This is a genomic window from Streptomyces sp. CS113 (genome assembly GCF_002188365.1).
In the GTDB taxonomy this organism is placed as follows: domain Bacteria; phylum Actinomycetota; class Actinomycetes; order Streptomycetales; family Streptomycetaceae; genus Streptomyces; species Streptomyces tendae.
Map to the genome: position 1 here is coordinate 305905 of NZ_KZ195574.1, position 21197 is coordinate 327101.

Annotated in this window: 16 protein-coding genes; 11 read left to right on the plus strand and 5 right to left on the minus strand. The window is 72.6% G+C overall.

Annotated elements, in window-relative coordinates; genetic code table 11:
* Positions 1 to 216: 216 nt before the first annotated feature.
* On the minus strand, positions 217 to 3231 hold the full coding sequence (locus B9W62_RS01075; protein WP_087804247.1) for a glycosyl hydrolase: 3015 nt from the start codon (positions 3229 to 3231) through the stop codon (positions 217 to 219).
* Positions 3232 to 3487: 256 nt separating this feature from the next.
* On the opposite strand from B9W62_RS01075, the gene B9W62_RS01080 reads away from it, so the two are divergent.
* Positions 3488 to 3916, plus strand: a complete 429-nt coding sequence (locus B9W62_RS01080) for a cold-shock protein (protein WP_087804249.1) — start codon at positions 3488 to 3490, stop codon at positions 3914 to 3916.
* Positions 3917 to 4255: 339 nt separating this feature from the next.
* Positions 4256 to 6166 (plus strand): ABC transporter ATP-binding protein, encoded by a 1911-nt coding sequence (locus B9W62_RS01090; protein ID WP_179235292.1) that lies wholly within the window; start codon positions 4256 to 4258, stop codon positions 6164 to 6166.
* A gap of 11 nt (positions 6167 to 6177) precedes the next feature.
* Here the strand turns inward: B9W62_RS01090 and B9W62_RS01095 are convergent, their stop codons facing one another.
* Positions 6178 to 7770 (minus strand): MFS transporter, encoded by a 1593-nt coding sequence (locus B9W62_RS01095; protein ID WP_087804253.1) that lies wholly within the window; start codon positions 7768 to 7770, stop codon positions 6178 to 6180.
* Between the two features lie 117 nt (positions 7771 to 7887).
* Here B9W62_RS01095 and B9W62_RS01100 point away from each other — a divergent pair, with 117 nt between their 5' ends.
* Positions 7888 to 8481 carry a helix-turn-helix domain-containing protein gene (locus tag B9W62_RS01100; protein ID WP_200838416.1) on the plus strand — a complete coding sequence of 198 codons (594 nt, stop codon included), beginning with the start codon at positions 7888 to 7890 and terminating at the stop codon, positions 8479 to 8481.
* A 190-nt stretch (positions 8482 to 8671) separates the two neighbouring features.
* Here B9W62_RS01100 and B9W62_RS01105 read toward each other — a convergent pair whose 3' ends face one another.
* The 3 genes from B9W62_RS01105 to B9W62_RS01115 form a co-directional block, all read right to left on the minus strand.
* Positions 8672 to 9205, minus strand: coding sequence for a hypothetical protein (locus B9W62_RS01105; protein WP_087804254.1), 534 nt, complete (start codon positions 9203 to 9205; stop codon positions 8672 to 8674).
* The gene (locus tag B9W62_RS01110) at positions 9206 to 9934 is read right to left on the minus strand and encodes an SDR family oxidoreductase (RefSeq protein WP_087804256.1); all 729 of its coding nucleotides are present in this window, start codon (positions 9932 to 9934) and stop codon (positions 9206 to 9208) included.
* A gap of 115 nt (positions 9935 to 10049) precedes the next feature.
* The gene (locus B9W62_RS01115; RefSeq protein ID WP_087811678.1) at positions 10050 to 10463 is read right to left on the minus strand and encodes a Fur family transcriptional regulator; all 414 of its coding nucleotides are present in this window, start codon (positions 10461 to 10463) and stop codon (positions 10050 to 10052) included.
* Between the two features lie 123 nt (positions 10464 to 10586).
* On the opposite strand from B9W62_RS01115, the gene B9W62_RS01120 reads away from it, so the two are divergent.
* The 8 genes from B9W62_RS01120 to B9W62_RS01155 all read left to right on the plus strand — a co-directional run bounded on the left by B9W62_RS01120 (position 10587) and on the right by B9W62_RS01155 (position 21197).
* Positions 10587 to 12050: a catalase gene (locus B9W62_RS01120; RefSeq protein WP_087811679.1), complete on the plus strand. Its 1464-nt coding sequence runs from the start codon at positions 10587 to 10589 to the stop codon at positions 12048 to 12050.
* Between the two features lie 101 nt (positions 12051 to 12151).
* Positions 12152 to 12547, plus strand: coding sequence for an ankyrin repeat domain-containing protein (locus B9W62_RS01125; RefSeq protein WP_087804258.1), 396 nt, complete (start codon positions 12152 to 12154; stop codon positions 12545 to 12547).
* A gap of 47 nt (positions 12548 to 12594) precedes the next feature.
* Positions 12595 to 13710, plus strand: coding sequence for a MerR family transcriptional regulator (locus B9W62_RS01130; protein ID WP_087804260.1), 1116 nt, complete (start codon positions 12595 to 12597; stop codon positions 13708 to 13710).
* Between the two features lie 464 nt (positions 13711 to 14174).
* Positions 14175 to 15653 carry a sugar transferase gene (locus tag B9W62_RS01135; RefSeq protein ID WP_087804262.1) on the plus strand — a complete coding sequence of 493 codons (1479 nt, stop codon included), beginning with the start codon at positions 14175 to 14177 and terminating at the stop codon, positions 15651 to 15653.
* 70 nt (positions 15654 to 15723) lie between these two features.
* Positions 15724 to 17058 (plus strand): nucleotide sugar dehydrogenase, encoded by a 1335-nt coding sequence (locus tag B9W62_RS01140; protein ID WP_087804264.1) that lies wholly within the window; start codon positions 15724 to 15726, stop codon positions 17056 to 17058.
* Complete coding sequence (locus B9W62_RS01145; protein ID WP_179235293.1) at positions 17048 to 18307, plus strand: glycosyltransferase family 4 protein; 1260 nt, start codon at positions 17048 to 17050, stop codon at positions 18305 to 18307. The genes B9W62_RS01140 and B9W62_RS01145 overlap by 11 nt, the downstream gene beginning before the upstream one ends.
* Positions 18304 to 19668 (plus strand): Wzz/FepE/Etk N-terminal domain-containing protein, encoded by a 1365-nt coding sequence (locus B9W62_RS01150; RefSeq protein WP_107424180.1) that lies wholly within the window; start codon positions 18304 to 18306, stop codon positions 19666 to 19668. The genes B9W62_RS01145 and B9W62_RS01150 overlap by 4 nt, the downstream gene beginning before the upstream one ends.
* The gene (locus B9W62_RS01155) at positions 19665 to 21197 is read left to right on the plus strand and encodes a Wzz/FepE/Etk N-terminal domain-containing protein (protein ID WP_087804266.1); all 1533 of its coding nucleotides are present in this window, start codon (positions 19665 to 19667) and stop codon (positions 21195 to 21197) included. The genes B9W62_RS01150 and B9W62_RS01155 overlap by 4 nt, the downstream gene beginning before the upstream one ends.

Below are 21197 nucleotides of genomic sequence, written 5' to 3' on the forward strand. Positions count from 1 at the left end.
GTGCGGGACTCAGCTCCCTTCGATTGAATCGTTTTACTCGATTCGACGGAGACGCTAAGTGGCACCGTCAGGAGCGTCAAGGGGTCTCACAAGAACCAGCTGACGCCTCATAAGTCCCTTCGCGGCGCGCGCTGGCGGGTGTGGAGCGGGCATGACCCGGCGCGGACGGGCCTCGGCACCGTCCGCGCTGTTTTGAATCGTTCAATCCCGCTGGGGTCAGACCGTCTTCTGCGCGTACGGCACCAGCCGCACCGGCCCCACCAGCCCGTACTCCTGGCGGGCGAGCCCTCCGAAGACCTCGGGGCGGCTCACCCGGAGCCGGTTGACGAGGGGCGTCGCGACCTCTATCTCGAGGGTGTTCGCGCCCCGGCGCAGCAACGGGCCCACGTCGACGACGGGATCGAGCCGGTCGACGGGGCCCGCTTCCCGGCCGTTGACGCGTACCCGGAAGGTGTCGGCGACCTGCCCCAGCTCCAGGAGTGCGCCGTGGGCGGCGCTCCAGTCGCCGGGGAGGGTGACCGTGGTGCGGTAGCGGCCGATGCCCGCGCAGTCCTCCAGCTCCGGGATGCCCGACCAGGGCAGCAGAGTGTCGAGCGTCAGGGTGCGGCGCACCTTTTCGGTGCGGGTCGGGCGGTCACCGGGACGCCAGTCCTCGACCTCGACGTGCCACCGGTCCGGCTCGATCGGGCCGGGGACCTCGGGAAGGGTGGTGGTGACGGACCGTCCCCGGGACAGCCGCGTGCGGTAGGTGCCGGCCGCGGCGGCCCGTACGGTGAGGCCGCGTTCGGTGAACAGCACCTCGTCGGCCTCCGAGGCGAGGGCGTGCGGGCGGCTGCCGTGCCGGTCGCCGAAGAGTCCCGGACGTCCCAGCGCGACCACGAGCGTCTGGCCCGGTCGCAGGGCGACCCGGAAGGTCACGTCCCGGCCGTCCTGGGTGTACCGGCCCACCCGTACCGCCCGGCCGGTCCAGGGGTCGAGGACGTAGGGGACCGCGTCGCGGCCGCGGGTGCGGCGCAGGGTGACGTCGTGGTCGATCGCGGCCACGGGCGGTTTGACGGTCTCGGCGTGCCTGCCGTTGACCAGGTAGTAGTAGTCCGCGTCCGCCGTGGCCCGGTGGGCGTTCAGGAGGGTCGAGGGTACGGAGTGCCGTACGTCCGGGGTGACGCCGAGCTTGGCGAGGGCATCGCCGACCGCAGTCTTCTCGGTGACCCGGACGACGCCCGGCAGCGCCGTCAGACGGGCGAGGACCTCGCGCAGCCGCTCGGTCTCACCGGCCGCCGGCACGCCCGGGGTCAGCGCCTGGTCGAAGGCGCCCAGGAGCACCACGGGCAGCCCGGCCTCCGCGAATCCGAGGATCCTGCGGGCGTCGTCGAGGGCGAGGGTCGGAGTGGAGCCGTAGAAGAAGTCCCCCTCGACGAAGAGCGCCTTGTAGGCCGGTCCCTCGGGGGCGAGCCGGCCGCCGGAGACGGTCGCGTTCGGCAGGTCGAGGAGCGGGCCGCTCAGGAACTGGTGCGTCCAGCCGAGCGGGACACCGGTCGAGGTGAACCAGGACGCGCCGATGCCCGTGGCCGTGTAGCCGGTCTGCCGGAAGACGGCGACGTCCGCGCGTGCCCTGCCCGCCTGGAGCACCGCGTGCACACGGCCGAGGTAGCCGGCGACGTCCCGCGCGTGCCGCCAGGTCGGCTGCCGCGGTCCCCACGACTCGCCGTATCCCGGCGCCCCGTTGTAGGGGCTGAACGCGGCGAATCCGGGCCACTCGGCCTCCGGGGCACTCGCGTACGAGAAGCCGTGCAGCACCGTCTGGTTGACACCCGCGGCGTAGGCCCCGCCCATGGTGCGCAGCACGCGGTCCCACGTGGTGCTGTAGGCCGAGCCGTTGTAGGCGCCCGCCTCGCAGGAGAGCACGGTGTGCCCCGCCATGTCCCGGCCGCCGGCCAGGCACCGGTAGTCGTCCAGGTTCTTGAAGCCGAGGGACTCCCCCTCCGCGATGTCGAGGATCGCTGCGGTGGCGATGGCGTCGGTCTGAAGGCCGTACGGCTGGGCGCGCAGGGTCATGCCGAGGGAGTGCGCCCAGTCCTTCAGGGCGCCCACGTGGTGCCGGTTGAACAGGTCGGAGACCGTGGCCCAGAAGTCGTGCCGGATCTGCCGGGTCTGCTGGGCCTCGAAGGCGAACACCTGGTCGCTGTCGTCGAGGACGAGGGCGGGCAGGCAGGGCAGCAGCGGCCGGCCCGTGCGCCGCTCGAAGGCCTCGGGCAGGCGCGCCGTCCAGACCAGTCCGTCGGACTCGAGTTCCACCGAGTCCTCGAAGAAGGCACCGCCCGCGGCTCTGAGCAGGCGTCGCAGAGAACCGGTGAGGATGTGCCGTTCCCAGTAGTCGGTGACGGCGGTGGTGCCCGCCGCGCTCAGGTGGTCGACGACGAAGGCGGCGGGCGCGGAGTGCGGCCCCGATTCCGGCTGCTGTCCCGAGCCCCGCTGCCAGTAGGCGATCAGCATCCACTCGCCGTCCGCGGGTGCCGTCCAGGTCAGGCCGTCGTCGGTGACGGTGTCCGTGAGGTCGCGGACGCTGTCGGGGTCGAGGCCCGTCTCCTTGCGGGTGGAGTGGGCGGGCTCGACGCGGGCGGCCTGGACCGCGAGGAGGCGCTGGGCGCGGACGCCGGACGCCGCCGCGTGGACGGGTGCGGGCACGGGCCCGCGGTACGTGGCCCCGGCGGCCAGCGAGGTGTGCCCGTGGGCGAGTTCCTGGGCGGCGGCCTCGTCGTCGGGGGTGACTCCGGGGACGGCCGCGGGCCAGCTCGGGCCCAGGGTGAGGTCGACGGTCAGGCCGCGCCGCACGGCCCGGCGCAGGGCGGCCTCGACGCCGTCGCGCCAGGGTCTGCTGCCCCAGCCGTGGTGGGCGGTGTCCAGGAGCGACTTGTCCCGGATGCTGTGGTGGACGGCGGCGATCTCGGCTCCGCCGAAACCGGCGTCCGCGATCTGGTCGATCTCGCGGGCCACCTCGTCGGGGTCGACCAGACCGTCCGGCCACCACCACCGGAACTTCGGGCGCACCGACCGGGCGGGGTCGGTGAACCACCGGGCGGTTCCGGCGGCCGGGCCGGCGGCAGGGCCGGTGGGGAGCGCGGCGGCGTCGGGCGGGGCGGCGACCGCGGTGGCGGTCACCCCCGCGGTCACGGCGGCGGCGAGCACCGCGCGTCGGGACATCCCGCCACGCTGCGAGACGAGTTCGTGCATGTGCGCCCCAGGGTTCGGAGAGGAATTCCTTGATTGAATCGTTTCAATCCGGTGCAAACGCGGGAACGGTAAGCCGAGGCGATCATGGGGGTCAAGAGATGTCGCACCGGTAACTTCCGTGCGCCGCGGCTCCCGCAGCCCGCTCCCCCGGCGCGGTGCGGTGTACCGGGCACCTGGCGGACAGCACCCGATAGCATGCATCCGGTTCCGGGGACGGGCTCCGGACGGGTGTGGTTCGCAGAGGTTGGGGGTCCGCATGGTCGCGGGTCGTGTGGTGCGTTTCGACAGTACGCGGGGTTACGGGTTCATCGCGCCGGAGGACGGCGGTGAGGACATCTTCCTGCACGTGAACGACCTGCTCATCCCCGAGGAGTACGTGCGCGCCGGACTGGTCGTGGAGTTCGAGGTGGAGAGCGGTGAGCGCGGGCTGAAGGCCTCGGGCATCCGGCTCGCCGAGGGAGAGCGGCACCAGCCCGCGCGGCGCCACCAGGAGGCCGCGCCCAGGGCCGCGCTGTCCGACGAGAACGGCCAACCGCTGTGCGATGTGCTGAGTTCCGACGAGTACCGGCGTGACGTGACGGAGCTGCTGCTGACCGCGAGTCCGCAGCTGACCGCGGAGCAGATCCTCACCATCCGCGGCGCGCTCCTGAAGTTCAGCGAGGGCCACGGCTGGATCGAGGACTGAGGCCGCCCTCCCCCTGCCCTCCGCGTCCCCCGCGCTCCGGCGCCGTGCAGGCCCGGGCGAAGTCGGCGAGCGCCCGATACCGATGGTCTGCTGCACCGGTGTTGGCACCTTAGCCGCGGCGTTCTCGGGGGCCCGCCGCCGCCCTGTGCGTCGGCGTCGGCGATTCGGCCAACCTCCCCGCTTCGCACGCCTGTTGTCCCGCCCGGGTCGGTGCAGCCGCCACCCACCGACACGCGCGGTACCTCGGGGTCGCGACCGCGACTGAAACACGTGTGTTCGATACCTCGGTCGGGTCGTTGAGCTGGGTGACCGCGCCGAACGACCGTCCAGGGGGATGCGTTGACCTCGAACGCCGCGAACGGACAGCAGAACTCCTCATCACCTCCACCACCGCCGCCGCTGCCTCGACCGGCTCCCGCGGAGATCACCTACAGCGGGCGGTATTCCGTCAATCCGCTCGCCGAGGTGTCCTTCGGGCGGATGTGCGCGCAGATCCCGGCCGTCCTGGGCCGGATCGCACGGCTGTCGTGGCGGACCGACCGGCGGGCCGTGCAGTTGCTGCTCGGCTGCCAGGTGATCACCGGTGTCTCGGCCGCCGTGCTGCTGACCGCCACGGCCCGCGCCATGACGCCCCTCCTCGGCGACGGCTCCGCCGCCGACCGGTTGCACGACGCGGCGCCCGCGCTGCTGGTGGTGGCGCTCGCCGCCGCGCTGGGCCGCGCCGCGGGGGCGGTGGCCACCTACGCCGAGCGGCGCGTCACCCCCCGGCTGACCACGGAGACGGACAGCGCCCTGGTCGAGGCGGTGTGCCGGGTGGAGGCGTCCGCGTACGCCCAGGAGGGCTTCTCCGACCGGCACGAAGCCGCCGAGATGGGGGTGATGCGGACCCAGGTGATGGTGACCGACGCCCAGCGGTTCCTGGCCGCGCTGATCCGGATGGTGACGGCCGCCGGGGTGCTGTCGGCGCTCAACCCGCTGATGCTGCCGCTGCTCCTGCTCGCCGTGCTGCCGGCCGGTGTAGGCGCGGTCCTCACCGCACGGGTCGACTACGAGGTCCACTACGCCAACATCGCCGACCGCAACGTGCGCGGCATGATGCGCTGGTGGGCGACGACGTCCAAGTACGGCGACGAAGTCCGCGCCAACTCGATGACCGACTACCTCGTCCACTGGTACCGGACCCTGTCGGACCGGTGCGACCGGCGCACCCTGGCCGCCGCACCGCGCACGCTGCGGATCGCGGTGGCGTCCGCGTCGGCCGGCGGCCTCTTCCTGGTCCTGACCTGGGGGACGCTTGCCTGGCTGGCGGTCTCGGAGCGGATCGGACTCGCGGTCGCGGCCACGGCCGTCATCGCCGTGCAGACCACCCTCGCCGCGCTCTCCCAGGTCGTCGTCAACGGCGCCGCGGTCTTCCACACCAGCCTGTACCTGAGCGACATGCAGGCCTTCCTCGACGACGCCGCGGCCCGCGCCCCGCGGCGCGGACCGGGCCGGCACCGCGCGCCGACCGAGCGGATCCGGCTCGAGGAGGTCGTCTACCAGTACCCGGGCAAGGACAGGCCCGCCGTCGACCGCGTCTCCCTCACCCTGGAGCGCGGCCAGATCCTCGCGATCGTCGGGGCGAACGGCTCGGGCAAGTCCACCCTGACCCGGCTGCTGACCGGCATCTACCTCCCGGACAAGGGACGGGTCACCTGGGACGGCACGGACCTCGCCGACCTGGACCCCGCGACCGTGTGGGCGCACATCGGTCTGGTGCCGCAGATCTTCGCCCAGTGGCCGATGCCGGTCCGCGAGAACGTCACCCTCGGCCAGCCCCGCACCCACGACGACGCCCCGGTGTGGGAGGCCGTGGAAGCCGTCGGTCTGCGCGAAGCGGTCGACGGCCTCCCCGCGGGGCTGGACACCCTGCTGTCCCGGGACGTCTTCGGCGGCACCGAGCTCTCGGGCGGCCAGTGGCAGCGCGTGGCGTGCTCCCGGGCCCTGTACCGGCGCCCGGGGCTGCTGATCCTGGACGAGCCGACGTCCCAGATGGACCCGCGCGGTGAGCACCGGATCTTCGAGCGGATCAAGGCGATCGCCGCCGAGCGCATCACCATCGTGGTCACCCACCGCCTGGAGAACACGAAGATCGCGGATCACATCGTCGTCATGGAGCACGGCCGGATCACCGAGCAGGGCCGCTACGACGACCTCGTCCACGCCGGCGGCACCTTCGCGGAACTCCTCGCGCTCTCCCAGGACCGCTGACTCGCCCGTGGTCACGGGCCGGTGAGGGCCTCGGCGGCCTCCGGTTCGTCCGCCTCCGCGGGTGCCGTCCTGCCGGGCCCGCGGAACGCGATGTAGACGAACAGGACGCCCATGACGGCCACGCCGGCCCACATGGCCTGCTGCCAGCCGTCGACGAAGGACTGCCGGGCGGCGTGCAGCAGGTCCGGGCCGTGCGGACCGGCGCTGCCCGCGGCCTCGACGGCGTTGGCCACGCCCTCCCGGGCGCTGTCCGCGGGCCCCTCGGGAATGCCGTCCAACCGTGCGTCGACGGCGCTGCGGTAGCCGCTGGTCAGCAGCGCCCCCAGCAGGGCGACACCGAGTGCGGTGCCGAACTCGCGGGTGACGTCGTTGAGTGCGGACGCGACGCCCTGCTTCCCGCGCGGCAGGGAGCCGGTGATCGCCTCGGTGGACGGGGTCATCGACAGGCCCATGCCGACGCCCATGACCACCATGCCGGGCAGGATCGTCAGATATCCGTCGTCCACGGAGACGAACAGGGCCATGAGCGCGAGGCCGACGCCGGCCAGGGCGATGCCCAGGGCCATGGTCGGGCGGGAGCCGGCGCGTGCGGCGAGCGCGGGGGCCAGACCGGAGGTCGCCATCATCATGACGGCCATGGGCATCAGCGCCACCGTGGACAGCAGGCCCGACCAGCCGAGTACGGCCTGGAAGTACGGGAAGAGAACCACCGCGATGCCCGCCTGGACGCCGAAGACCACCAGGAGGGTGATCGAGCCGCCTGCCAGGCCGCGCTCGCGGAACAGGCGCACGTCCAGCAGCGAGGCGTCGCGGCGGTGCAGTTCCCAGGCGACGAAGGCGACGGCGGCGCCGATGCCGACGGCGAGTCCGGTCAGCGTCACCGGGGCGGTCCAGCCGCGTTCGGGGCCTTCCTGCAACACGAAGATGAGGCCGGTCACGGCGATGGTGGAGATCAGCGCGCCGGCCGTGTCGAACCGGTGGCCCGGCGTCTCGCGGGAGTTGGGGACCGACTTCAGGGCCAGGGCCAGGGACACGAGGACCAGGACCACCGGGAGGACGAACTGAAGACGCCAGTCGGCGACGTCGACGAGGAGGGCGGAGAGGAACATGCCCAGGATGCCGCCGCCTCCGGCGACACCGGTCCACACGCCGATCGCCTTGCCGCGCCGCTCCTCGGGGAAGGTGGAGGTGATGACGGCGAGGGTCACGGGCATGATCATCGCGGCGCCGGCACCGGCGGCCACCCGGGCGGCGAGCATGACCTCCGCCGAGGGCGCGAGTCCCGCGACGACACTCGCGGCACCGAAGACGCCCAGTCCGGCGACGAGCATGGGCTTGCGGCCCAGGCGGTCGCCGACGGCGCCGAGCGGGAGCAGCAGTGCGGCCAGGGCGAGCGTGTAGATGTTGATGATCCACAGGACCGTGTCCTGGGAGGCGCCGAACTCGACGGCCATGTGGGTCTGTGCGACGTTCAGACCGGACACCGACGCGATGACGGCCATCAGCGCGACGGAGACGGCGATCAGGATCGTGCGCAGTTGACGCGCGTCGGGGGTGTCCCCGCCGCCGGCCCGGGCGGCCTGTACGGGTGGGCTGGTACGCATGGGTTCCTTTCGCAGGGCATGCCGCCGCCCGACGGGGTGTGGAGGATGTCGGGGAAGAGCGGCTCGACTGCGTCCGAAGCTAAGCCCGCTTTGCTTGCGAAGCATACGATGTTGCTCATGACGCAAGAAGATGGAGACCTGGACAGCCTCGTACGCAAACGCATCCGCGCCCTGCGGGTCGCGCAGGGGTGGTCCCTGGAGGAATTGGCCGGGCGCGCCAATCTCAGCCAGTCCTCGCTGAGCCGCATCGAGAACGGCCGGCGCCGCCTCGCCCTGGATCAGCTGGTCACTCTCGCCCGCGCCCTGGACACCACGTTGGACCAGCTCGTGGAGACGGCCGACGACGACGTCATCATCAGTCCGATGGTCGACGGCGCCCACGGCCTGATGCGCTGGCCGGTGAAGGGCGATCCCGGCATGACCGTGGTGCGCCAGCGCATGACCCAGCCGCCGCCCGAGAATCCGGCGCGCATGCGCGCACACCCGGGGCGCGAATGGCTCGTGGTGCTGTCCGGCACGGCGGTCCTCATGCTCGGCCACCGCCGTCTGCGCGTCGAGACGCACCAGGCCGCCGAGTTCCCCACGATGATGCCGCACGCGATCGGCACCGCGGGCGGTCCCTGCGAGATCCTGGGCATCTTCGACCGCGACGCCCGCCGCGGCCACCAGCGCGAGGGCGGCGACCGCGACCCCCGGGAGCCGGCCGAGTGACGGCGGGGGGGCGTCAGTCCCCGGCGGGCAGGGCGTGCGCGAGGAGGGTCTCCGCCGCGGCCCGCGCGTGGCGGCCGTAGTCGGCGTCGCCGAGCACCATGGCACGACGAGGTCGCGGCCTTCCACGGCTGAGCCGTCGGGCCGGCGACCGCCGCGCACCGGGACGGCGTGCTGCGGGCGGCACGACCCGCTACTCGATCAGCGCGTCCGCGACGATGATCACCAGGCCGATCAGCATGTCCAGGAGTCCCGCGCGACACGAGGACAGGCGGCCGAGCCCGGCGGTGCGGGCCGCGGAGGTGCCCAGGGCGAAGAGCAGGACGGTGTTGAGCACCAGGGCCGTGTCGGCGGCAGTGTCCTCCGCCCACCACCCGGCCGTCGCGGCGAGCAGCATGGCCACCGTCGGCAGCACGGCGGCGACCAGCGGCCACTCGGCGGCTGCCGCGCGCAGCCGGCTCGGCCGGGCGGTCCCGTCGCCGGACGCGCGCTGGGCGATGACGTGCGCGTACCCGTGGGCGGCGCCCGACGTCAGCGCCGTGAGCAGGACCCACAGCGCGTCCTGGCCGGGGTTGGCCTCCTCGCCCGGCACGTCCAGCGCGGCCACCAGGGCGCTGGCCAGTACCAGGCCGTAGATCGCCTGGAACAGCCACCCCTTCGGCCGGCGTCGCGGGAATCCCCTCGGCGCGACGCCCTCGGCGGGGTCGTGGCCGGCGCGCTCGGGCATTCAGGACAGCCAGTCGGTGTACCGGGTGGGGGCCAGGTGGGCGTCCGTGTCGGTCAGGACGTCCCCCTCGACCGCCGCGAACATGCCCGCGGCCGGGTCGGTGACGACCGTACGCCCGTCGCCCTTGCGGGAGAGGGTCAGGCGGCCCAGGTCGTCGAGGGGGAACACCTCCGGTCCGCCGATGTTGCGGATGCCGTTCAGCGGGCTGCCCACGGCGACTTCCGCCACCGCGGCCGCCACGTCCTTCGCGGCAATGGGCTGGATCGGCGTGGCGGGCAGCCGGACGGTGTCACCGTCCGCGGTCCAGGACAGGACGGCCTCCATGAACTCCATGAACTGGGTGGCGCGCACGATCGAGTACGGCACCCGACCGCCCCGGAGGATCTCCTCCTGAAGGACCTTGGCGCGGTAGTAGTCCAGCCCCGGCACCCGGTCGACGCCGACGATCGAGAGAATCACGAAGTGACCCGCTCCGGCCCGCTCCGCCGCGGCCAGCAGGTTGTCCATCGACGCCTGGAAGAAGCCGGGCGAGGCGTCGTCGAAGGTCGGCGAGTTCGTCAGGTTGACGACGACGTCGGCTCCCTCGACCGCCCGGTCCACGCCCTCGCCGCTGACGACGTCCACTCCGGTGGACAGCGAGTGGGGCACCGCCCGGTGTCCGGCCGCGTCCAGCTTCTCGACGACCTGGGAGCCGATGAGTCCTGTACCTCCGATGACCGCGATCTTCACGGCGCGCCTCGCTTTCTACCGACACAGTGGTTCAGGAACCACTGTGTCGGTACGCGCGGAGGGCTGCGCCTTGAACGCCCCGAAGGGATGAGAGCGGACGGGATCGCCGACGGTGTCAGGCGGCACAGTCCGGGCAGATGCCGCGGTAGGTCACTTCGGCCTCCAGGACGGTGAAGCCGAAGGACTGCGAGGCCGGGAGGTTCGCCAGGGGGTCGCCCGTCGGGTGCACGTCGCGGATCGAGCCGCAGCGCGCGCAGAGCAGGTGGTGGTGCGGGCGGTGCGCGTTCGGGTCGTAGCGCTTGGCGCGGCCGTCGGTCGACACCTCGACGACCTCGCCCCGGTGCACCAGTTCGCGCAGGGTGTTGTACACCGTCGCCCGGGAGATCTCGGGCAGTCGCGCCGCCGCACGGGCGTGCACCTCGTCGGCCGTCAGGTGCACGTGGTCTCCGTCGAGGACCTCGGCGACCACGCGGCGCTGCGCGGTCAGGCGCCAGCCGCGTTCACGGAGCCGGTCCAGGAGATCACTCATGCGCAGCACCCTAGCAGGGTCCGGCGTCAACTCAAGAGCCGATATGGCTCTAGATGGCTCCTTGCCTTAGATCCTGTCCAAGGTAGGGTGGTGCCCGCGAAGAACCACACCGAGGAGCAAGCCTTGCCTGAGAACAACCAGAAGCCGCTGACCACGGTTGCCGGTGCACCGGTTCCCGACAACCAGAACTCGCTGACGTCCGGCCCGCGCGGTCCGATGCTCCTACAGGATGTGTGGTTCCTGGAGAAGCTCGCCCACTTCGACCGCGAGGTCATTCCGGAGCGCCGGATGCACGCCAAGGGCTCGGGCGCGTTCGGCACCTTCACGGTGACCCACGACATCACCCGGTACACGAGCGCCAAGATCTTCTCCGAGATCGGCAAGAAGACCCCGCTGTTCACCCGGTTCTCCACGGTTGCCGGTGAGCGCGGCGCCGCCGACGCCGAGCGCGACATCCGCGGCTTCGCCGTGAAGTTCTACACGGAGGAGGGCAACTGGGACCTGGTCGGCAACAACACCCCCGTCTTCTTCTTCCGTGACCCGCTGAAGTTCCCCGACCTCAACCACGCGGTGAAGCGCGACCCGCGCACCAACCTCCGCAACGCCGAGAACAACTGGGACTTCTGGACCAACCTCCCCGAGGCCCTGCACCAGGTCACGATCGTGATGTCCGACCGCGGCATCCCGGCCTCCTACCGGCACATGCACGGCTTCGGTTCGCACACCTACAGCCTGATCAACGCCGAGGGCGAGCGGTTCTGGGTCAAGTTCCACCACCGCACCCAGCAGGGCATCAAGAACCTCACCGACGCCGAGGCCGAGGCCCTGGTCGGCAAGGACCGCGAGTCCCACCAGCGCGACCTCTTCGACGCGATCGAGGACGGCGACTTCCCGAAGTGGAAGCTGTTCATCCAGGTCATGCCGGAGGCCGACGCGGAGAACTACCGCTTCCACCCCTTCGACCTCACCAAGGTCTGGTCGAAGAAGGACTACCCGCTGATCGAGGTCGGCGAGTGGGAGCTCAACCGCAACCCCGACAACTACTTCGCGGACGTCGAGCAGGCCGCCTTCAGCCCGGCCAACGTGGTCCCGGGCATCAGCTTCTCCCCCGACCGGATGCTGCAGGGCCGGCTCTTCTCCTACGGCGACGCCCAGCGCTACCGCCTCGGGGTCAACCACCACCAGATCCCCGTCAACGCCCCGAAGAACCCGGTGAACTCCTACCACCGCGACGGTGGCATGCGCGTCGACGGCAACCAGGGGGCCACCCCGGGCATCGAGCCCAACTCCTACGGGCGCTGGCAGGAGCAGCCGGCCTACCGCGAGCCGAGCCAGGCCGTGGGTGCCGTCGCCGACCGGTTCAACTACCGCGAGGACGACGACAACTACTTCGAGCAGCCCGGCAACCTGTTCCGGCAGATGAGCCCGGAGCAGCAGCAGGTGCTCTTCGAGAACACGGCGCGCGCGATCGACGGCGCCTCGGAGCAGACGATCGAGCGCCACATCGGCAACTGCACCCAGGCCGACCCGGCCTACGGCGCGGGCGTCCGCAAGGCGATCGAGGCCCTGGCCGCCGGCAACCGCTGACCCGGCCGGTCACAACGACGCGCGGTAGCCGTGCACCGCACCGGCGCGGGCACCACCGAGGTGCCCGTGCCGGTGCGGGCGTGTACCGCCACGGAGACATCATGGACATGGACAACAGCGGTGGCCTGACTCCCGAGCAGACGGAGCGCGTCGTGGCCGTCGCCATGGACCTGGCCCGGGAGGGCCGCACCGAGCAGCTGCTGGAGTTCCTGGCACACGGCCTGCCGGCGGACGTACGCGATCCGGCGGGCAACACCCTCCTCATGCTCGCCGCGTACCACGGTCACGCCGACAGCGTGCGGGCCCTGATCCGGCACGGCGCCGACCCGGACCTCCGCAACGGCCGGGACCAGTCCCCCCTCGCCGGTGCCCTGTTCAAGGGGGCCGACGACGTGGTGACCGTACTGATCGAAGCCGGCGCGGACCTGGACTCCGGTACGCCGACCGCGCGGGCCACGGCGGCGATGTTCGGCCGGGACCACCTGCTCGCCGGCTGACCGCGGGGCTTGACCCTCACGTGGCGTGATGCCGCATCCTCCCCGTCATGGAGGAGCACCTGACCGTGGGACGCGTGGCCGAGCTGACCGGCGTGAGCGTCCGCACGCTGCACCACTACGACGACATCGGCCTCGTCCGGCCCTCCGCGCGGACCGCCGCCGGATACCGGGCCTACTCGGCGGACGACGTGCGGCGGCTGCGGGGGGTCCTGGCCCACCGGCGCCTGGGTTTCGGGCTGCGCGACATCGCGGACCTGGTCGACGACCCGGCCGCCGACGCGGTGGCGCGGCTGCGCCGGCTGCGCGGCCTGCTGGTCGAACGGCGCGACCGCGCCGCCTCCATGGTGACGGCCATCGACCGGGAGCTGGAGGCGCGGACAATGGGGATCAGGACCACGCCGGAGGACCAACTCAAGGCGTTCGGCACGGAGTTGTACGAGGCCATCGGGGCCGCCTATCCGGCGACGCGGCGCACCGAGCCGCGGATCGCCGCGAAGGTCTGGGAGGCGCTCGGCGACGCGCGGACGGTGCTGAACGTGGGCGCCGGCACCGGCTCCTACGAGCCCCCGGACCGCGAGGTGACCGCGGTGGAACCGTCGGCGGTGATGCGGGCGCGGCGCCCCGCCGGCGCGGCCCGGTGCGTGGCCGCCGCCGCGGAGAACCTGCCGTTCGCGGACCGGTCCTTCGACGCCGCGATGGCCTTCAGCACCGTGCACCACTGGCGGGACCCGATCGCCGGGCTGCGGGAGATGCGCCGCGTCGCCCGTCGCGTGGTGGTGTTCACCCACGACGCCGGCGACGCCGCCTGGCGGCACCGGTTCTGGCTGACCCGTGACTACCTGCCCGAGGTGGCCGACCTGGTCGCGGACCGGCCTCCGGTGGACCGGCTGGCCCGTGCGATCGGGGGCCGCCTGGAGCCGGTGCTCATCCCGTGGGACTGCGCCGACGGCTTCCTGGAGGCCTACTGGCGCCGGCCGGAGGCGTATCTGGAGGACCCCGTGCGCCGCGCGGTCTCCGTGTGGACGAGGGTCGGCCCGCGGGCCGAGGGGCGGGCGGTGGCCGGCCTGCGCGACGACCTCGCCTCGGGCCGCTGGTCCGAGCGCAACCGCGATCTCCTGGATCTCGACGCGGCCGAACTCGGCCTCCGGCTGCTCGTGGCCTGAAAAGCGGCGGTGCGCGAGCGCGTGGGCGGCGGGAGAATCACGGTGACGCTCGGCGGCCCCGGACGACGCGTCGGCGGGTACCGGAGTACGTAGTGGCGGGAATGCGGAGTACACGGTGGCGGGAAGAGATACCTGGGGTTTCACAGGCCCCTTGATCAACTCCCAAAGCTTGAGCACGAATTACACACATCCCCTCTACACGGTGGCCCCGATGGTCTAGATTGACCGTGCTTCAGCCGTTCAGGCACGGGGCGACCGGTAATGATCTTTAGATCCGGGGCAGGGGGGTCTGCTGCTGTCACTGTGCATGGCTCGTATTGCTGTGGCATAGCCGGAACGTTGTGCGCGGGCAGGCGGGGGCCGCCCGTGGGGAGGAACAGCGCGGCGCGGGAGGCGGGGGCCTCCCGAGGGGGAGGAACAGTGCTAGGCGAACACGTCGAACCACTGGGGACCTGGGGGGTTCTGTGCGGCAAGGGGGAGTGGTCAGCCCGTTTCCGTCTACGCGCGGGCATCTGGCCGACGGGGCCGTCAGCCGGTCAGCGAGCGACTGGGAGCAGCGGTACCGCCGTACCGTGATCACCAGCGACACCGTGGCCACCGCCTTCGTGGTGGCGGGCATCGGCAATTTCTTCGGGGTCCGGGACGCGGCCAACTGGCATGAGAAATGGGGAATTCTCGCGTTCGGAACCGAGCTGCTGGTTCTCGGCGCGCTGGCGGTGAGCCGGTCGTGGGCACCGGCCGTACTCGGCCAGGGTGCCGAGGAATTCCGCCGGCTCGGACGCTCACTGTTCATGGCGACCGTCGTACTGGCGCTCGGCGGAATCGCCCTCACCTCGCGCAACATCAAACTCTGGATCTTCGTCGCCGTCCCGGCGATCGCGATCGTCACGATGATCTCGCGTTACGCGCTGCGGGTACGGCTGCACCGGCAGCGCAAGGAAGGGCGCTGCCTGAGGCCGGTGCTGGCCGCCGGCAGCCCGGCCACCGTGCGCGATCTGATCGCCCGGACCCGGAGGTTCCCGCACCTCGGCTGGCGCGTGGACGCGGTCTGCACGACGGTCGGCCCCGGAATCGAGGGCGACCAGTTGGACGGGGTGCCGGTCGTCGGCCCACTGGAGAACGTCGCCCACCACGTACGCCGCGACGGGTACCGGGTCGTCGCGGTCACCCCGGACCCGCACTGGTCGCCGCACCGGTTGCAGCGGCTGGCCTGGAACCTGGAGGGCAGCGACGCGGAGATGGTCGTCGCCCCCGTCCTGATGGAGGTGGCCGGCCCGCGGCTGCACGTCGACGCGGTGCTCGGGATCCCGCTGCTGCGGGTCAGCATGCCGACCTTCACCGGGGGCCGCCGGGCCGTCAAGGCGGTGGTCGACCGGTTGGGCGCGGCGATCCTGCTGACGCTGTTCGCGCCCCTGATGGTGTTCGTCGCCCTGCTCGTCCTGGTGGACAGCCGGGGTGGGGCGTTCTACCGCCAGCGCAGGGTCGGCAAGGACGGCCGTGAGTTCACGATTCTCAAGTTCCGCACCATGGTCTCGGGGGCCGACCGGGCCCGTGCCGCGCTGGCCGACCGCAACGAGGGCGCGGGCCTGCTGTTCAAGCTCCGCCGGGACCCGCGGGTGACCCGGGTGGGGGCCGTGCTGCGCCGGTACTCGGTCGACGAACTGCCGCAGCTGTTCAACGTGCTCACCGGCTCGATGTCGCTCGTCGGTCCGCGGCCCCCGCTGCCGGAGGAGTCCGCGGCGTACGGCCCGGACATCCGAAGACGGCTGCTGGTCAAGCCGGGACTCACCGGCCTGTGGCAGATCAGCGGACGCAGCGACCTGCCGTGGGAGGAGGCGGTCCGGCTGGACCTGCGGTACGTGGAGGACTGGTCGCTCGCGCTGGACGCGGTGATCCTGTGGAAGACGCTGCGCGCGGTGGTCCACGGGCAGGGGGCGTACTGATGCGCGGGGGCCGCCGGGCCGACGCGCGGATCGCAGGCCCTCGGGGCCTGCCTGGGGGGAGGAACGGGTCATGAGGGTCAGCGTTTTCGGCCTGGGCTACGTGGGCTGCGTGTCGGCCGCGTGCCTGGCCGGCATGGGGCACGAGGTCATCGGGGTGGACGTGAACCAGGTCAAGGTCGACCTGGTCAACGACGGCAAGGCCCCGGTGGTCGAGGAGCGCATCGGGGAACTGATCGCCGAGGTCGTGGGCACCGGAGCGCTGCGCGCCACCGGTGACGTCCGCGAGGCGATCATGGAGAGCGACATCTCCCTGATCTGCGTGGGCACGCCGTCGGAGCCCAACGGCAGCCTGTGCACCACGTACTTGGAACGCGTCACCGAGGAGATCGGTGCCGCGCTGGCGGACCGCGGTGGGCACGGCGGAAGCGCCGGGCGGCACACCGTGGTGTTCCGCAGCACCATGCTCCCGGGCACCTGCACGAACCTGCTGGTGCCGATCCTGGAGAAGTACGTCGGCGGCACCGCCGGGGTGGACTTCGGGGTCGCGGTCAACCCGGAGTTCCTGCGCGAGGGCACGAGCGTGCGGGACTTCTTCGACCCGCCCAAGACCGTCATCGGCGAACTCGACCCGGCGAGCGGCGACGCGGTGCTGGGGCTGTACGACAGCCTGCCCGGGGAGGTGTTCCGGGTGCCGGTCGCGACGGCCGAGGCGATCAAGTACGCGGACAACGCCTTCCACGGCCTCAAGATCGGCTTCGCGAACGAGCTGGGCGCGGTGTGCCAGGCGCTCGGCGTGGACTCGCACCAGGTCATGGACGTCTTCCTGGCCGACCGCAAGCTGAACATCAGCCCCGCCTACCTGCGGCCCGGCTTCGCCTTCGGAGGCTCCTGCCTGCCCAAGGACCTGCGCAGCCTGGTCCACGCGGCGCAGCGGGCGGACGTGTCGGTGCCGATCCTCGCCCATGTGCTGCCCTCCAACTCCGCCCACCTGGAGCGCGCGGTGGAGCTGGTGGAGCGCACCGGGAAGCGCCGGGTGGGGCTGTTCGGGCTGTCCTTCAAGCCCGGCACCGACGACCTCCGGGAGAGCCCGCTGGTCGAGCTGGCGGAGCGGCTCTTCGGCAAGGGCTACGACCTGAGGATCCACGACGCCAACGTGAGCCTGTCCCGGCTGCTGGGCGCGAACCGCGAGTACGTCGAGACCCGGCTGCCGCACCTCGCCCAGCTGCTCGCGGACTCCGTCGACGAGGTGCTGGAACACGCCGAGGTGTGCCTGGTCGGGACCAGGGACCCGGCCGTGCTGGCGGCGCTCCCCCGTGGCGGGGGCCCGCTGCTGATCGACCTCATCCACCTTCCCGACGCCGACGCGCGCCGGACCGAACCGGGGTACATGGGCCTTGCTTGGTGACACGACGTCCGGGGGCACGCCGCGCGGCGGCAGCACCGGCGACCGGCCGGGGCGGCGCGCGCTGATCCTGGTGGAGAACCTGTCGGTGCCCTTCGACCGGCGGGTGTGGCAGGAGTGCACGACGCTGCGCGACGCGGGCTGGGAGGTGCACGTCATCTGTCCCCGCGGCACCAAGCGGGACACGGAGCGGGAAGCGGTCGTCGACGGGGTGCGCATCCACCGCTACCCGCTGCGCGCGGCGACCGGAGGGCCGGCCGGTTATCTGCGGGAGTACGGGGCGGCGCTCTGGCACACCTTCCGGCTGGCCCGCAAGGTCGGTCCGGTCGACGTGGTGCACGCCTGCAATCCGCCCGACCTGCTGTTCCTGCCGGCCCTGTGGCTCAAGCGGCGCGGCGCGCGGTTCGTCTTCGACCAGCACGACCTGATACCCGAGCTGTACCTCTCGCGGTTCGGCCGCGGCAAGGACCTGCTCTACCGCGCCGTGTGCGCCCTGGAACGGCTCACCTACCGGACCGCGGACATCGTGCTCGCCACGAACGAGAGCTACAAGGACGTCGCGCTGCGCCGCGGCGGCCGGCGCCCGGACGACGTGTTCGTGGTGCGCAGCGCGCCCGCGACCGACCGCTTCCAGCCGGTGCCCGCCGAACCGGAGTTGAAGCGGGGCAAGCCCCATCTGCTGTGCTACCTCGGCGTCATGGGCCCCCAGGACGGCGTCGACTACGCCTTGCGGGCGCTCGCCAAGCTGCGCGACGAGGCCGGGCGGACCGACTGGCACGCGGTGTTCGTGGGCTCCGGTGACGCCTTCGACGCGATGGTGGAGCTGTCCCGGTCGCTGGGGCTCGGCGAGCAGGTGCAGTTCACCGGGCGCATCCCGGACGCCGACCTGGTGCGCTACCTGTCCACGGCGGACGTGTGCCTCTCCCCCGACCCGCGCAATCCGCTCAACGACGTGTCGACCATGAACAAGGTCCTGGAGTACATGGCGATGGGCCGGCCGATCGTCTCGTTCGACCTCCGGGAGGCGCGCGTCTCCGCCGGTGAGGCGGCCCTCTACGCCGCCGCCAACGACGAGTCCGAGTTCGCCGGGCTCGTCGCGCGGTTGCTGGACGACCCCGGCGAGCGGGCCCGGATGGGCAAGATCGGCCAGGAACGCGTCAACGGGCAGCTCTCCTGGCGCAATTCGCAGAAGGCACTGCTCGCCGCGTACGCCGCCGCCGGGACCAAAGCAGGGGGAAGGCCGCGCCGTTGAGCGATGACACGATACGCCTGGTCACGGTCGGGCGAATACTGCGCCGGCGCCGGCGGCTGCTCGCCGTCCTCGTCGTGGTGGGCGCGCTCGTCGGCTACGGCGTTTCGGTGCTCTTCCCGCCGCGCTACACGGCGTCCGCCTCGGTCCTGCTGCCGGGGCCGTGGGAGGAGCGCGAGCTGATCACCCAGGTGGAGATCGCGACCAGTTCGTCGGTGGTCGACCGGGCGGGCGAGGCGCTCGGCTGGAGCGGGGTCAGCGACAGCGAGCTGCGCGACCGGGTGAGCGCCGCGACCGCCGACGGGAACGTCGTCAAGATCTCCGGGACGGCCGAGACCCCGGAGCGTGCGCAGCGGCTCTCCGACGAGATGGCCCAGCAGTTCGTGGCGTACTCGGCACGGATCGCGAGCGGCGGCACCGATGCCGACGGGGCGGCGGGGCCCGAGGCGCTGCGGGAGCAGGTGAAGCGGACCAACCAGCGCATCACCGACCTGGCCAACGCGGCCGATCCCGGGCAGACGGTGGAGAGCGTGCAGGCCCGCACCGAGCTGGAGAAGCTGCGCAGCACGTTGCAGGAGGCCATGCAGAAGCTGGAGGAGGCCGACCCGGCGAACAACAGGGCCGGTCTGGTCGTCATGGGGCCGGCGGCCCGCCCGACCGGCGAGGCTCCGCCGACGAGGCTGCAACTCGTCGGCGGCGGTGCCCTGCTGTTCTTCGTGCTCGCCGTCGTCGGTCATCTCGCCGCGGCGCGGGTGAACCGGCGGCTGCGCTCCGAACCCGAGATGGCCGCGGCGCTGCGCGCGGCACTGCTGGGCACCGTCGACGTACCCGGTGACCGCCGCGCCCACCGGCCGAAGGCACGCGGCGCGCGGGCCCGGTTCCGGCGGCTGCTGGGCATCGACGTGCGCTGGGACCTGCCGACTCCGCACTCCTCCGACGAGGCCGGGCGGCTCGTCCGCTACCGGCGGGTGTGCGGGCGCCTGCGGGCACGGCTGCCGGCCGCCCGGCGCCTGCTGGTCGTGGTCCCGGACGACGACGAGGTCGCCCGCCGGGCCGCGGAGCAGCTCGCCGTCGAGACCGACGGTGAACCGGTGCTGCGGGTGGTGGAGGTCGCCGTGTCCCGGCCGATGGTGCCGGACCGCGACACCGAGTCCGGTGTCCTGGTCGTGCTCGGCGCGGGCAGCCGCACCGCGGAGGAGCTCGCCGGCCTCGCCGAGGCGTGCGCGGACGGCGGCCACGAGGTCGTCGGTGTCGTCGTCGCCGGCGCGGTCCGGGCCCGTGCGACAAGACCGGCCGACCGCCCCGCGGAGAGCGCCACCGCGGCGGCTCCGGTGCCCGAGAACGCGACAGGAGGTGCCGCATGACGACGAGTACGGCTCCGCAGTCGTCCGCCTCCGCTCCGCTGCTGGACCTGCACGCACTGGTCGTGGCGGTGCGCAGGCGGCGGCGTCTGTGGGCCGGTCTGGCCCTGCTCGGCCTGCTGGCCGGTGCGGCGGTGGCGGTCCTGCTGCCGCCCCGGCCGGCCGCGGTCACCAAAGTGCTGGTCGCGCACAAGGACGACCAGCCGAACGACACCGGAACGCTGATCCGCACCGACGTGGAGCTGCTGGGCACCACGCAGATCGCCGCCGAGGCCCTGCGGTCGCTCGGCTCCGGGGAGGACCCGGAGGACTTCATGCAGGACTACCGGGGCACCGGACTGACCAACAACCTGCTGCGGATCGACGTGACGGGCGACAGCGACGCGGACGCGGTGGCCCGGGCCGAGGCGCTGGCCGAGACGTTCGTCGCGGACCACGTGCGGCGCCTGCGGGAGGCCGCCGAGGCCGAGTCCAAGTCCCTGCTGGACCAGCGCGACCGCATGCGCAAGGAGCTGGCCGAGGTCAACAGGTCGATCGGGGACCGTTCGCCGGACGACGAACCGAAGGCGTCGGCGAGCATCGAGTCGCTCTTCGCCCGCCGGGCCGAACTGGACTCGCGGATCGCCGAGTTCGACCAACGGGCCGCGGAGGCGCTCACCGGCACGCCCGAGGTCGTCGCCGGGACGCAGATCGTGGACGCCCCGCACGCGGTGCGGCACTCCTTGCCCAGGGCGGTGGTCACCAACGCCGGTATCGGGCTGGCCCTCGGGCTCGTTCTCGGGCTCGCGCTGGCCGCGGTCGGCGCGGTGGTGGCGGACCGCCCCGTGCTGCGCCGGGAGATCGCGGCGAACCTGGGCGCGTCGGTCCTCGCGGAGCTGCGCCGCGGGCCGCGCCGGTCGGTCCGGTCCTGGCAGCGCCGGCGCACCCGGGCGGCCCGCGAACGGCTCACGACCACCCTGGCCCGCCTGGTGCGCGGCTCCGCGGAACCGGTGTCGCTGCTGGAGCTGGGCTGTGCGCGCGGTGCCGGTGTGATCGCCCTGGACGTCGCCGGTGCGCTGGAGGCGGACGGGCCCGTGGTCGTCGTCGACGCGCTGCCCGGCACGGACCTGGCGGGCGCCCGCCGCAAGTCCGGCGGCCCGACGGTGCTGAGCGGTGAGCGTGCCGCGGCCGAGCCGCACCACGTGCGCCGGCTCGGGGTCGGCTCGGTGGCGCCCGGTACGGCGTGGACCGACCTCCACCACCTCGGCAGCCGGACCGTGCTCGTCGTCCGCGCGGGACACGGCAGCGCCGCGTGGCTGCACACCGTGGCCCGGCAGCTCGCGGACCAGCGCATCGCGGTGATCGGGGTGGTCCTGGTCGATCCCGATCCGCGGGACCGGACCGACGGCACCCTGTGGGACGGTCCGCACGTCACCGCGCCACACGGCCGCGACGAACCTCCGAAGCGGCACAACGGTACGGGGCGGGTCCGGGCGGAACGGCCGGTGGTGCCGGCCGCGACGGTCCCGGACACTGATCAGGAGGCGCGGTAG

Bases quoted from the DNA above. Each gene is read 5' to 3' on its own strand.
- B9W62_RS01100 (WP_200838416.1), top strand. From the start codon at position 7,888: ATGACGCAAGAAGATGGAGACCTGGACAGCCTCGTACGCAAACGCATC.
- B9W62_RS01125 (WP_087804258.1), top strand. From the start codon at position 12,152: ATGGACATGGACAACAGCGGTGGCCTGACTCCCGAGCAGACGGAGCGC.
- B9W62_RS01075 (WP_087804247.1), bottom strand. From the start codon at position 3,231: ATGCACGAACTCGTCTCGCAGCGTGGCGGGATGTCCCGACGCGCGGTG.
- B9W62_RS01130 (WP_087804260.1), top strand. From the start codon at position 12,595: ATGGAGGAGCACCTGACCGTGGGACGCGTGGCCGAGCTGACCGGCGTG.
- B9W62_RS01155 (WP_087804266.1), top strand. From the start codon at position 19,665: ATGACGACGAGTACGGCTCCGCAGTCGTCCGCCTCCGCTCCGCTGCTG.
- B9W62_RS01115 (WP_087811678.1), bottom strand. From the start codon at position 10,463: ATGAGTGATCTCCTGGACCGGCTCCGTGAACGCGGCTGGCGCCTGACC.
- B9W62_RS01140 (WP_087804264.1), top strand. From the start codon at position 15,724: ATGAGGGTCAGCGTTTTCGGCCTGGGCTACGTGGGCTGCGTGTCGGCC.
- B9W62_RS01080 (WP_087804249.1), top strand. From the start codon at position 3,488: ATGGTCGCGGGTCGTGTGGTGCGTTTCGACAGTACGCGGGGTTACGGG.
- B9W62_RS01095 (WP_087804253.1), bottom strand. From the start codon at position 7,770: ATGCGTACCAGCCCACCCGTACAGGCCGCCCGGGCCGGCGGCGGGGAC.
- B9W62_RS01105 (WP_087804254.1), bottom strand. From the start codon at position 9,205: ATGCCCGAGCGCGCCGGCCACGACCCCGCCGAGGGCGTCGCGCCGAGG.